Origin of the sequence: Nocardia flavorosea NBRC 108225 (genome assembly GCF_001613385.1) — a bacterium.
GTDB classification, from domain to species: domain Bacteria; phylum Actinomycetota; class Actinomycetes; order Mycobacteriales; family Mycobacteriaceae; genus Nocardia; species Nocardia flavorosea.
The window spans coordinates 155,800-167,858 of record NZ_BDCG01000019.1 but is presented as its reverse complement, the minus strand read 5'-3'; the positions used below and the strand labels follow the sequence as shown (position 1 = coordinate 167,858).

The 12,059-nt window shown below is 65.6% G+C and carries 11 protein-coding genes; 1 reads left to right on the top strand and 10 read right to left on the bottom strand.

Features of this window, described 5'->3' with window-relative positions; genetic code table 11:
- Window positions 1-156: 156 nt before the first annotated feature.
- Window positions 157-1,266, top strand: a complete 1,110-nt coding sequence (locus tag NFL01S_RS26055) for a DUF475 domain-containing protein (protein ID WP_062978933.1) — start codon at window positions 157-159, stop codon at window positions 1,264-1,266.
- 88 nt (window positions 1,267-1,354) lie between these two features.
- Here NFL01S_RS26055 and NFL01S_RS26050 read toward each other — a convergent pair whose 3' ends face one another.
- The 10 genes from NFL01S_RS26050 to NFL01S_RS26005 form a co-directional block, all read right to left on the bottom strand.
- Window positions 1,355-2,806, bottom strand: a complete 1,452-nt coding sequence (locus NFL01S_RS26050) for an aldehyde dehydrogenase (RefSeq protein ID WP_062978932.1) — start codon at window positions 2,804-2,806, stop codon at window positions 1,355-1,357.
- Between the two features lie 55 nt (window positions 2,807-2,861).
- Window positions 2,862-3,611, bottom strand: a complete 750-nt coding sequence (locus NFL01S_RS26045; RefSeq protein ID WP_062978931.1) for an SDR family NAD(P)-dependent oxidoreductase — start codon at window positions 3,609-3,611, stop codon at window positions 2,862-2,864.
- 82 nt (window positions 3,612-3,693) lie between these two features.
- Complete coding sequence (locus NFL01S_RS26040; protein WP_281181547.1) at window positions 3,694-4,308, bottom strand: UbiX family flavin prenyltransferase; 615 nt, start codon at window positions 4,306-4,308, stop codon at window positions 3,694-3,696.
- 25 nt (window positions 4,309-4,333) lie between these two features.
- Window positions 4,334-6,058: a dihydroxy-acid dehydratase gene (locus NFL01S_RS26035; protein WP_062978929.1), complete on the bottom strand. Its 1,725-nt coding sequence runs from the start codon at window positions 6,056-6,058 to the stop codon at window positions 4,334-4,336.
- Window positions 6,055-7,035 carry a 2-hydroxyacid dehydrogenase gene (locus NFL01S_RS26030; RefSeq protein WP_062978995.1) on the bottom strand — a complete coding sequence of 327 codons (981 nt, stop codon included), beginning with the start codon at window positions 7,033-7,035 and terminating at the stop codon, window positions 6,055-6,057. Before NFL01S_RS26030 ends, NFL01S_RS26035 begins: the two co-directional genes overlap by 4 nt.
- 44 nt (window positions 7,036-7,079) lie before the next feature.
- Entirely contained in the window at window positions 7,080-7,400 is a 321-nt protein-coding gene (locus NFL01S_RS26025) for a 2Fe-2S iron-sulfur cluster-binding protein (protein WP_062978928.1), read from the bottom strand.
- Window positions 7,401-7,405: 5 nt separating this feature from the next.
- The gene (locus tag NFL01S_RS26020; protein WP_062978927.1) at window positions 7,406-8,566 is read right to left on the bottom strand and encodes an NAD(P)/FAD-dependent oxidoreductase; all 1,161 of its coding nucleotides are present in this window, start codon (window positions 8,564-8,566) and stop codon (window positions 7,406-7,408) included.
- Window positions 8,566-9,111 (bottom strand): 3-phenylpropionate/cinnamic acid dioxygenase subunit beta, encoded by a 546-nt coding sequence (locus NFL01S_RS26015; RefSeq protein WP_245670885.1) that lies wholly within the window; start codon window positions 9,109-9,111, stop codon window positions 8,566-8,568. Before NFL01S_RS26015 ends, NFL01S_RS26020 begins: the two co-directional genes overlap by 1 nt.
- Window positions 9,108-10,487, bottom strand: a complete 1,380-nt coding sequence (locus NFL01S_RS26010; protein ID WP_062978926.1) for an aromatic ring-hydroxylating oxygenase subunit alpha — start codon at window positions 10,485-10,487, stop codon at window positions 9,108-9,110. The genes NFL01S_RS26015 and NFL01S_RS26010 overlap by 4 nt, the downstream gene beginning before the upstream one ends.
- A gap of 60 nt (window positions 10,488-10,547) precedes the next feature.
- Window positions 10,548-12,026, bottom strand: coding sequence for an NAD-dependent succinate-semialdehyde dehydrogenase (locus NFL01S_RS26005; RefSeq protein WP_245670884.1), 1,479 nt, complete (start codon window positions 12,024-12,026; stop codon window positions 10,548-10,550).
- Between the last annotated feature and the right edge of the window lie 33 nt (window positions 12,027-12,059).

The window sequence follows — 12,059 nt, the reverse complement described above, 5'->3', positions numbered from 1 at the left end:
GGAGGGACAAATTGGACAAATAGGCGGTCGGCGGCAACGCTGGTGATCAGGCGGCAGTGCCGGTGACCACGAGTCCACCGTCATCGCCACACAGGTTTCTCGTTCACGGCCGGGATACCGACCGCAGTCCGGCCACCGCACACGAAAGGTCCCAGCGTGGTCCTGCGAATATTCGGTTTATCCCTAGTCGTAACAGTGCTGTCGCTGGGGGTGGCGTTCCTCTACGGCGGCCCCACCGCGCTGGTACTGTGCATCCTCCTTGCCATCCTCGAGATCTCGCTCTCGTTCGACAATGCCGTGATCAACGCCACCATCTTGGAAAAGATGAGTGAGTTCTGGCAGAAGATCTTCCTCACCATCGGCATCCTGATCGCCGTCTTCGGAATGCGGCTGATCTTTCCGCTGGCGATTGTCTGGGTGACCGCAGGCCTGAACCCCGTCCAAGCATTCGACCTGGCCCTCAACCCGCCGGCGAACGACGCGGAGTTCTTCCCCGACGGCAGCCCCAGCTACGAGACCCTGCTCACCGACGCGCATCCGCAGATCGCGGCGTTCGGCGGCATGTTCCTGGCGATGCTGTTCCTGAACTTCATCCTCGCCGAACGCGAACTGACCTGGTTGTCGTGGCTGGAACGCCCGCTGGCCAAGGTCGGCAAACTCGAGATGGCCGCCGTGGTGATCGCCGGTATCGGCCTGATCCTGGTGGCCGAGTTCCTCGCCGACAGCGACGACCGCTCCACCGTGCTACTGGCCGGCTTGATCGGCATGGTCGTCTACATCGCCGTCAACGGGCTCGGCAACATGTTCCACGTCGAAGAGCACGCCGAAGGAGCCGCAGGCGGCCCTTCCACCCTCGCGAAGGCAACCGGCAAGGCAGGATTCTTCCTATTCCTCTACCTGGAAGTCCTCGACGCCTCGTTCTCGTTCGACGGTGTGATCGGCGCGTTCGCCATCACCTCGGATCCGATCATCATCGCCCTGGGCCTGGGCCTCATCGGCGCGATGTTCGTCCGGTCGATCACGATCTACCTCGTCCGTAAGGGCACACTGAGTGAGTACGTTTTCCTCGAGCACGGCGCCCACTGGGCGATCGGCGCACTGGCACTGATCCTGATGGTCTCGATCGGCGTGCACGTCAACGAGATCGTCACCGGCCTCATCGGTGTCGCGTTCATCGGCGCCGCGGTGGTCTCCAGCATCCGCCGCAACCGCAAGGAAGGCGAATCGGAAAAGACGCTGACCTCGGAGCCCACTCCAGTCGCCTGAGCCTGGAACCGAACAGAAAGACCGCGGGAGCGGACCGTATGGTCCGCTCCCGCGGTCTTTGACGTGAAGAGGGGGCCGCGGTCGGGCCTCACTCACCGGTCACTGTGTTCTTCACCTCGGAGTAGAAGTCGAAACTCCATTCGCCACCCTCGCGGCCCACACCCGATTCCCCGGTGCCGCCGAAGGGGGCCCGCAGATCGCGGATCCAGAAGCAGTTGACCCACACCGTGCCCGCGTTCAAGCGTTCCGCGACCCGCTGGGCACGTACCTCGTCATCGGTGAACAGTGTGGCGGTGAGCCCGTAACGGGTACCGTTCGCCATCGCTATCGCCTCTTCTTCGGAGGCGAACGGTTGCGCGGTGAGCACCGGCCCGAACACCTCCTCAGTGACGATCTCCGCGCCGGGTTCCATATCCACGAGCAGAGTCGGCCGGTAGTAGAGGCTGCCGTCGTCGCGCAGCGGACCGCCGCCGAACACCGCACGCGCGCCGTCGCTAAGTGCACGCTGCACGAATCCGTCGACCCGTTGGAACTGTTCGTGATGGATCAACGGACCCATATCGGTATCCGTATCACGGGGATCACCGACGGTGAAACCATCCATCGCCGCGGTGAAACGGTCGAGGAATTCCCCGTAGATCTCCTCGGCAAGCAGCAAACGGCTGCCGATCAGGCAGACCTGTCCCGCGTTCGAGAACTGCCGCCTGGCCGTGCGCACCGCGGCGTCGAGGTCGGCATCGGCGAAGACGACGAACGGCGATTTCCCGCCGAGTTCGAACGAGCACGGAGTGAGATTGTGCGCTGCCGCGGTCGCGATGGCACGAGCCGTGGGGACCGAACCGGTGAAGCTGATCCGCCGCACCCGCGGGTCCGCCACCAGCAGGGCACCCACTTCTTCGCCCAGCCCCTGGACCACGTTCAACACACCCGGCGGCAGCCCGGCCGCAGCCGAGATATCCGCGAGCATCGACGCGGTCAGCGGGGTCCACTCCGAGGGTTTGAGCACGACCGTGTTCCCAGCGGCCAGTGCCGGAGCGACCTTCCACGATTCCAGCAGCAGCGGACCGTTCCATGGGTTTACCAGCACGACCGGCCCGGTTCCGGTGATACTGACCCTGCTGCGGTAGCCGTCGCCGGTGAACGCTGGGTCGGTACGCTCGAGCAACATATCCGCGAAGGCGGAGAAATTCGACGCCGAACGCCGGATCCCCCGTTCGCCGGTGTAATACGACAACAGGCCGCCCTGGTCGGCGGTTTCCACCTGCGCGAAATCCTCGGCGCGCTCGACGATCAGGTCGTGCATCCGCCGAAGGATGGCCGCGCGCCGCTCGATCGGGGTATCCCGCCATTCCGGAAAGGCCTTGGTCGCGGCCGAAAGTGCCAGGTCGGCTTCCGCCGCGCCGCCGCGGGAGACCCGCGCCAGCAGGCCGCCGTCGATCGGAGAGTGGTCGTCGAACCGGCGTGCCGAGGACACTCGCTCGCCATCGATCCAGTGGTCAGTGCTGACGACGATGCCGTCTATATGCGCGAAGTTCATCATGTCGTTCTCCTGGGAATGTGCCGGAATCGGCGCGTGAGGCGAGAGAGCCGGACGGTCATCCGAAGTACGACCCACCGTTGACGTGGAGGGTCTGGCCGGTGACGAAGGCGGACCCGCCGCCGACGAGATAGGCGACGGTGCCCACCAAATCCGCGGCCGTCTGTTCCCGAACCAGACAGCGGTTCGCCACGGCACGGTCCCGGGCCGCCGGGCTGCGGCTGTGCAGGTCGTCGTCGGGTACGTAGTCCGGTGCCACGGCATTCACCCGAATTCCGTCGGCGCCCAGTTCCCGGGCGAGCGACCGGGTCATCCCGGCGATCGCCGCCTTGGCCGCCGCGTAGTGCACCACGCTCCCGAGCCCTTTGAAGGCGGTGGCCGAGGAGATGTTCACAACACTGCCGCCCCCGGAGCGCCGCAGCCACGGCGCCACCGCCCGGATCGCGTACCAGGTGCCCTTCACATTGACCTCGAAGCAGCGGTCCCAATCGTCGTCCGGGATGGATTCGAACGGGCCGCGGAACATGGTCCGGAAATATCCCGCGTTGTTCACCAGCGCGTGCACCGCGCCGAACTCCGTCCAGGCGCGTTCGGCCATCGCTTCGAGAGTGCGCGGTTCGCGGAGGTCGATATCGGCGCCGATCGCCGTTCCGCCCGCGCGCCGGATCTCGCCAGCCACCGCGGCGCTGCCCGAGAGGTCGGCCACCACGACCGCTGCGCCGCGCTCGGCGAGCGCATTGGCGTAGGCGCGGCCGAGATGCACGGTCGCGCCGGTGACTATGACGACGCGGTCGGTCAGTTCCCCCACTGTTCCTCCTGGAGAATTCCGCGCGGCAATCGCGCTGGTATCGGGTGAAGATCGGTGCTGCCGGCCGGCGGCGTTTTCGCCATCACAGAGCCTCGTTCACGACCGTTGGGCCGATACGCTCCCGCAGAAGCGGCTCTCGGTGGTCGTAGCTCTGCCAACCGGACCAGCCCGCGTCGGCTTCGGTGCGGATATCGAGCAGATCCAGCGCGCGCATGACACTGTGGTCGATGATGTCGGCCACCGATTGCGGCCGGGTGTAGAAGGCGGGCAGGGGCGGCATGATGATCGCGCCCGCTTCGGCGGCCTGGCCCATCAAGCGAATATGCCCGGCGTGTAGCGGTGTCTCGCGGAGCAGCAGTACCAGGCGCCGCCGTTCCTTGAGGGTAACGTCGGCCGCCCGCACCAGCAGGTTCTCGTCATAGGAATTCGCTATCCCGGACAGCGTTTTCACGCTGCACGGCGCCACCAGCATCCCGTCGGTCCGGAACGAGCCACTCGAGATCGCGGCGCCGAGATCGTTGTCGGAGTGGGTGTGCGTGGCGAGGGCGAGCACCTCGGCCACGGTGTAATCGGTTTCCTGGCCGATCGTCGCCCTACCGCTCCGGCTGATCACCAAATGGGATTCGATTTCGGCCACACGCAAGAGTTCCAGTGCGCGGATCCCGAATACCGCGCCCGAGGCTCCGGAAATACCCACGACTATCCGCCGCGGTGCACCCACCTCACACCTCCGCGGTCACGGGTTGACAGAAGTCGAAATCGCAGCCCTCGTCGGCCTGTAGGACGTGGTCACGATAAAGCCGCGAGTAGCCGCGTTCGGGCGCCGCCGGGCTCGGCGGCACCCACTGCTCCCGGCGCTGTTCCAGTTCGTCGGCGCTCACCAGCAGTTCCAGGGACCGGTCGCGCACCGAGAGGCGGATACGGTCGCCGTTGCGGACCAACGCGAGCGGCCCACCGACGGCGGCTTCCGGGGCGATGTGCAGCACGATCGTGCCGTAGGCGGTCCCGCTCATTCGGGCATCCGACATCCGGACCATATCCTTGACGCCCTGCTCCGCGAGCACCTTCGGAATCGGGATATAGCCTGCCTCCGGCATCGCCTCGGCCACCGGACCCGCGTTCTTGAGCACCAGAAAATCCCCGGGTTCCACATCGAGATCGGGTGCATCGATCCGCTCGGCGAGATCGGCCAGCGATTCGAACACCACCGCCCGACCCTCCGATTCGAACAGCCGCGGGTCGGCCGCCGAGCGCTTGAGAATCGCTCCCGCCGGGGCGAGATTGCCGGAAAGCGAAACAATTCCGCCGACAGCCGACACCGGCGCACGCAGGGGCCGGACCACCGTGTCGTCGCGCCAGGGGTCGGTCTCGGCGAGGATTTCACGCCAGGTCCGGCCGGTGACAGTAGGGCAGTCGAGGTTCATGAGTTCGCCGAGTTCCCGGATCACCGCCGGAACACCGCCGGCGCGGTGGAAATCCTCCATGTAATGCTCACCGGAGGGTTTGAGATCCACCAGAACCGGGGTGCTATCGCTGAGCTCGTTCAGTTCGCTCGCCCCGACTGCGAGACCGAGGCGGCGCGCCATGGCCGTCAGATGGATCACCGCGTTGGTGGATCCGCCGATCGCCAGCAGCACCCGCAATGCGTTGGTCACCGCCTCCCCGGTCACCACCGCGCTCGGTGGCACGCCGGTGCGGGCGAGTTCGACGGCGAGTGCTCCGCTGTTCTCGCCGGCGCGCAGCCGGTCGGCATGCACATTGGGAATCGCGGCGGTTCCCGGCAGCGATACCCCGAGCGCTTCGGCGAGGCACGCCATGGTGCTGGCGGTGCCCATCACCGCGCAGGTGCCGGAGGTGGTGGCCAGATTGCCCTCCACCGCGGCGATCTGCTCGGTGCTTACCTCCCCGGCCCGGTACCAGCCCCAGAAGCGCCGGCAGTCGGTACACGCGCCCAGCCGTTCACCGTGATAGCTACCGGTCATCATGGGCCCGGTGACCAGCTGCACCGCGGGTTTGTCCACCGAGAAAACACCCATCAGCTGAGCCGGCACAGTTTTGTCGCAACCACCCACCAAGACCACCGAGTCCACCGGCTGTGCCCGGATCATCTCCTCGACATCCATCGCCATCAGGTTCCGGAACTTCATCGAGGTGGGGTACAGGAATGGCTCACCGAGCGAGATGGTCGGAAAGGCGACCGGCAGCCCGCCCGCGAGCAGCACTCCACGTTCGACCGCACGTACCAGCTCCGGCATCTGCCGGTGACAGTTGTTGAAACCGCTCTCCGAGGTGACGATGCCGACCGTCGGCCGGGCCAGGCTGTTCTCGGTGTATCCCATGGACTTGGTGAAGCTACGCCGCAGGTATGCGGCGAAGCCGCGGTCACCGTAGTGCGTGAGATTGTTGTCGATCCCACGGGGATCTGGCGGCGATATTTCGGGGCTCATAGCGATGCCTCGGTCCGCAGCTCGTTCACCGCACCCTTCGGCGCCCGACCTGCCAAGGAATCGAGCAGGTTGCCCACCGCGAGTTCGGCCATCGCGCGCCGGGTTTCTACCGTGGCGCTGCCGATATGCGGCAGCAGGGTGACGTTGTCGAGTTCGAGCAGCGGGCTGTCGGCAGGCAACGGCTCCACGGTCATCACATCCAGCGCGGCGCCCGCGATACTGCCGCTGCGCAGCGCCTCGACCAAGGCCGCCTCGTCGACGAGCGCGCCACGGGCCGGGTTGACGAAGTAGGCGGTGTCCTTCATGGCCGCGAAATCGGCGGCACCGAGAAAACCTTCGGTGGCCGGGGAGAGCGGTACCATCAGCAGCACCACATCGGCTTCGGCCAGCAGTTCGGTCCGCCCGACATATTTCGCACCCGCGGGCACCTCGCCTTCGATCGGGGTGCGGTTGTGGTAGATCACCCGCATACCCAGCGCCGCCATCACCGGAGCCACCCGTTTGCCGATCCGGCCCATACCGAAGATGCCGAGTGTCTTGCCGTGCACATCGGTGGTGAGCGGAAACGCCGTGCCCGGTACCCACTGTCCGCTGCGCACGAACCGTTCGGCGCGGGACAGGCCGCGGACCGTGTTCAGGATTGCCCCGACCGTCAACGCTGCCACCGCGTCGTCGAGCACTCCCGGGGTGTTACAGACACTGACGCCACGGTCGGTGGCCGCCGCTACATCGATGTTGTCGTAGCCGACGGCATAGTTGGACACCGTCCGCACGGCCGGGAGTTCGGCGAGAATACCCGCGTTCACCGGCTGCTTCACCGTGGTGAGCCATCCGACGACGTCCGCGTACTCACCCGCGGTCTCGGCGGTGAGGACATTCGCCGAAGGCAGCTGGATCACGTCGTATTCGGCTTCGATCCGCGCGAGCAGATCCGCGGCGAGCGGGGCCGATACCAGAACCTGGGACTTGCTGGTCATCTTCTTCTCCTGGACGTGTCGGGCGATAACAATTCCGGTACCGGTCACATCTGGGCTTCCGGCACGGTGACGGTGATTCCGTCGAGTTCGGGGCATGCTTCGATCTGGCAGGCGAGGCGGCTGGTCGACTCGCGTTCCGGGCTCAGCCCGAGCAGCACTTCCTCGGTGGGGTCCAGCGGTCCGCACTTGTTGAACCATTGGCTGTCGACGATCACATGACAGGTCCCGCAGATGGCACCACCGCCGCATTCGGCGAGGATCCCTTCTACGCCTTCTTGCCGGGCGCCCTCCATCACCGTCAGTCCCTCGTCGATATCGAGCGAAACCGAAGGCGCGCCGGTCTTGTAGTTGAATACGATCTTCATTCGAATCACCTGCCGGTCGTAGTTGTGGTCAGTTCTCGCAGACCGAGCGCGAATTCCTTCGGGTTGCCGAAGGTTTCGACCGCGACGAGCGCTCCGTCGCGGGTTCGCCGCACCACGAATCCCCCGTCGCCGAATTCGGTAACGCTGTCGGTGACCTCGCCGCCCGCGTCCACCACGCCGGCGATCCGGAGTTGCGTTCCGAACTGCTCCGACCAGAACGTTTCGGGTCGCGGCGCGGGCGCCGGGGTTCCGGTGATCGTGGCGGCGGCGATCCGTGCCTGGCTCAGCGCGCTGGCGACGGATTCGATCCCAGTCACTGTGCCGCCCGTGGCGGGCGCCACCGCCACATCGCCGATCGCGTAGATATCGGGGTCGGAGGTCCGGCAGCAGGTGTCGACCAGGATCCCGCGCGCGGTGGCCAGCCCGCAGTCGCGGGCGAGTTCGTCACGCGGCGCGGCGCCGATCGACAGCACGACCCAATCGGCCTCGACGCGACGGCCGTCACCGAGTTCCACCACGGGCGCGGTGGTGGTGAAGATCCGGCCGACCCGGGCCCCCAGGACGAAGCGGATTCCGCGCTGTTCGTGTAGTCCGCGGATGCGGCCGGCGGTGAATTCGGAGACCCGGCCCGGCAGAACCCGCCCGGCCGACTCCACCACCGTCACCGAGGCCACCAGCGCCGATAGTGAACTGGCGACCTCGAGTCCGAGGAAACCTCCACCGATCACGGCCACGCGGTCACCTACGCCGGGCCGTACGGCACGGACGTCGTCGAGGGTGCGGATGGTGTGTACCCGTCCGGTACCGGACCACGGCGGCCGGATCGCGTCGGCGCCTGTCGCCAGGATAAGTGAGTCGAACGGCAGACTGTCTCCGGATTCGGTGTGCACGGTGCGTGTCCGGCGGTCGACCCGAACCACTCGCGTATCCAGCCGGATGTCGATGTCTTTCCCGGCGTACGCTCGTGCGGCGCGAATCAACAGTCGCGCCGGGTCCGTTTCGCCGGTGAGAACGCCTTTGGACAGCGGCGGGCGCTCATAGGGCAGATGCGGCTCCCCACACAGCAATGTGATCGGCCGGTGGTATCCGGCCGCCCGCAGGGCGAAGACCACTTCCGCACCGGCCTGTCCGCCGCCGACGACGACTGTTCCGTTTCCGCCCGTCATCAGAAGAACACCGTCAGCGATTTGGCCAACAGCACGTTCTGATCCAGCAGGATCTCCCGTCGGCGCAGGCCCCAGTCACCGGCGGCGCGGCGACGCCAGGTATCACGCCGTTTCCCGGCGAACAGGTTGACCTCGTCCTCTTGGCGGTTCTGGTAGAGCAGGAACTTGGAGCGCACCACAATCTCGCCGCGGTCCGGATCATGTTCTGCGATACGAAGGTTGGTGACCACCCGAGTCACCCGGGAGATCGGCTCTTCTGCCCAGTGCATACCGGTGCGCAACTGCGCGACTCGTTTGCGCAGTGTCTGCTTGTCTTCGTCGAACCACGCCATTTCGGTGCCCTGTTGGCTCAGGGCGCCCTGCTCGCGGCTCGATACATTGCGCGCCAGCGGCATCCAGTACACGAGGTCGTCGTCGAGCAGTTCGAGCCAGGTCTCGAATTCGCGATCGTCGAGTAGATCCGCTTCGTGGTAGTAGAGGTCCTCGACCTCCCGGACCAGCTCGAGATAGGACTGGTTACCGAGTCCTGCCATGCTGCTCGTCACTGTCGGACCTCGCGGTGTGTACTCGCCCGGTTACCGATGCCAACGGGCATCGGTATCTCTTTCCACGAGTCCGCGTTCATGAACTGTGCCCAGCGCCGGTAGAAGGCGCGTGCGTTTTCCTCGTTGTACTCGCCGTTCTCCACGGCGTGCGCCAGTTCGGGAACGGGTCGCGCATGGCCCAGGCCCATCTGATAGTTGAACTGCAATTGCCGGGAGCGCCAGCCCGTACTCGCGCGAGTGGCATACGACCAGTTCTCCATATCGTCGGATTCGGTCAGTCCGCCCGGCCCGGAGTACCGCATGTAGTAGCGGCGGGCCTGGTCTTTCACACTGTCCGGCGCGTCCCGGTCGACCAGGAAGATCCGCCACATCTCGGTTTCGGTGGCGCTCAGCGGATGCACCCAGGCAATCGTCCGCGGCTGCCGACCGTGGAAAGACATACTCGGAAAGATGGTGCCCACGCTCATCGAGACGCGCATCCGGTCACCGAAGCGTTCCACCCGGCTGTGGTGGATGCGCTCGTGGTATTCGCGAGTCTCGGCATCATCGCCCCAGGTACCGGAGACGCCCTCGTACTCCTCGTAGAACGGTAGTTGCCCGATCACCCCGTGCCCGTGCTGCGGAAAGCACAGGGTGACCCGGTTGCCGAATTTGTCACGCCGCCCCTTACCGCTGGGCCCGATACCCACCGAATCCACCGACCGGTGGCTCACATCGTGGTAGAGGTCGCCGATGAAGTTCTCCGGGATCATTTTCCAATTGGCCTTCACCCGCCATTTCTGCACGCCGCCGATCACCTCGGCGCCGTCGGGCCGGCCGTCACGGTAGTCCAGGGCGTAATCCAGGTACAGCCTCATATCACCGAGATAGTCGAGCAGCGAGGGCGCTTCGATATCCCACGAAGCCCATACGGTGCCTTTGTAGGTCTCTACTCGCGGAACGGGGATGAGGCCCCATTTCTCCTTGTCGAGCTCGGAGTGGTAGTTCTTCTCGTAACCCGGCACACCGTAGAGGCCGCCCGGCCGGGAAACCAGCCGGCCGTCCGTGGAGAAACTCCAGCCGTGATACGGGCAGGTGAAGGTACGGGTATTTCCCTGATCCGATCGGCACAGTTTCATCCCGCGGTGCGTACAGGTGTTGAGCAGTACGTGGATACCGCCCGCCTTGTCCCGAGTCAGGATCACCGGGTCGGTCCCCATCCGGGATTGGAAATAGTCGTTCGGGTTCGGTACCAGGCCGATATGCCCGACGAAAAGCCAGGCTCGTCCGAAAATATGCTCGAGTTCCTGTTCGAACAGTTCGTCGTCGACGAATATCTCCCGGGCGACGGTGCCCTCGATATCGACATCGACCAGTTCGTCGATCGATTTCCTCATTTTCACTCCTCGGTGAGAACTGCCCGGCCCCCGAGCACTGCGTTCCGAATGGGGGCCGGATCAGCTCATTCCGCCAGTGCAGATGTATTTGACCTCGGTGTACTCGTCGAGCCCGTCCTGCGAACCCTCCCGGCCGATTCCGGATTCCTTCACCCCGCCGAACGGCGCCACCTCGGTGGACACCGAGAAATCGTTCATTCCGACCATGCCGAATTCGAGCTCCTCGGCGAACCGGTTGAGCCGCCGGTACTCGGTGGTGTAGCAGTAGGCGACCAGGCCGTAGGCGGTCGCGTTGGCGCGGCGGATGACTTCGGTATCGTCGCGGAAACACATAACGGGCGCAATCGGGCCGAAAGTCTCCGACCTACAGCACTCCATATCGTCGGCCACATCCACCAGCACGGTCGGCTCGAAGAAGGCAGCACCGAGTGGATGCGGTACGCCACCACCAGCGATCCGGGCACCGGCCCCCACCGCGTCGTCCAGCAGTACCGACATCGCCGCCGCAGCATCGGCATTGATCATGGGTCCTACCTGAGTGCCCGTGGTGGTGCCGTTGCCGATCACCAGATCGCGCACGCGCGCAGTGAACGCATCGACAAAGCGGTCGTAGATGCCGTCCTGCACATAGATTCGGTTGGTCGCCACACATGCTTGGCCCGCATTACGAAATTTCGACCCGATCGCACCCGCGACAGCCGCGTCCAGGTCGGCATCGTCGCACACGATGAACGGCGCGTTACCGCCGAGCTCCAGCGAGACTCGTTTCACCGTCGCCGCCGACTGTTCGGCCAGCAGTTTGCCCACTGCGGTGGAGCCGGTGAAAGTCAGTTTGCGCACCAGTTCACTGCCGGTGAGCGCGCCGCCGATCTCACGCGCCGAACCGGTCACGATATTGAATACACCTGCTGGTACGCCCGCCGCCTCGGCCAGCCGAGCGAGCGCCAACGCCGAGAGTGGCGTCTCCTCGGACGGTTTCACCACCATGGTGCAGCCGGCCGCCAGCGCTGGCCCCGCCTTGCGGGTGATCATCGAACTGGGAAAGTTCCACGGAGTGATGGCGGCGACCACACCGACCGGCTGCCGGATCACCGATAGCCGGCGATCGGGACGATCGGTCGGAATAGTCCGGCCGTAGGCACGCCGGCCTTCTTCGGCGAACCAGGTGAGAAAGCCTGCGGAGGCGCCGATTTCGGCGCGTGATTCCGCCAGTGGTTTGCCCTGTTCGGCGGTGAGTAGTTCGGCGAGCCGATCCTGGTACAGATACACCAGGCCGGCCCAGCGGCGCAGTACCGCCGACCGGTCGCCCGCGGTGAGCGCGCGCCAAGGCCCCCAGGCAATATGCGCGGCCTCGATCGCGGCGAGGGTTTCCGCGCGGCCCATCCGGGGGACCGATCCGATGCGCTCACCGGTCGCCGGATCGGTGACGGCGATATCCGCGCCGGAATCGGCGGTGAGCCATCGCCCACCGACGAATGCCCGGTCGAGCGATGCGGCCGTGAGATCAACGCCCGCGGAGGATTCTGCTGCCAGAGTCACGTCGGTTTCCTTCGGATGTCTTCCGGACATGCA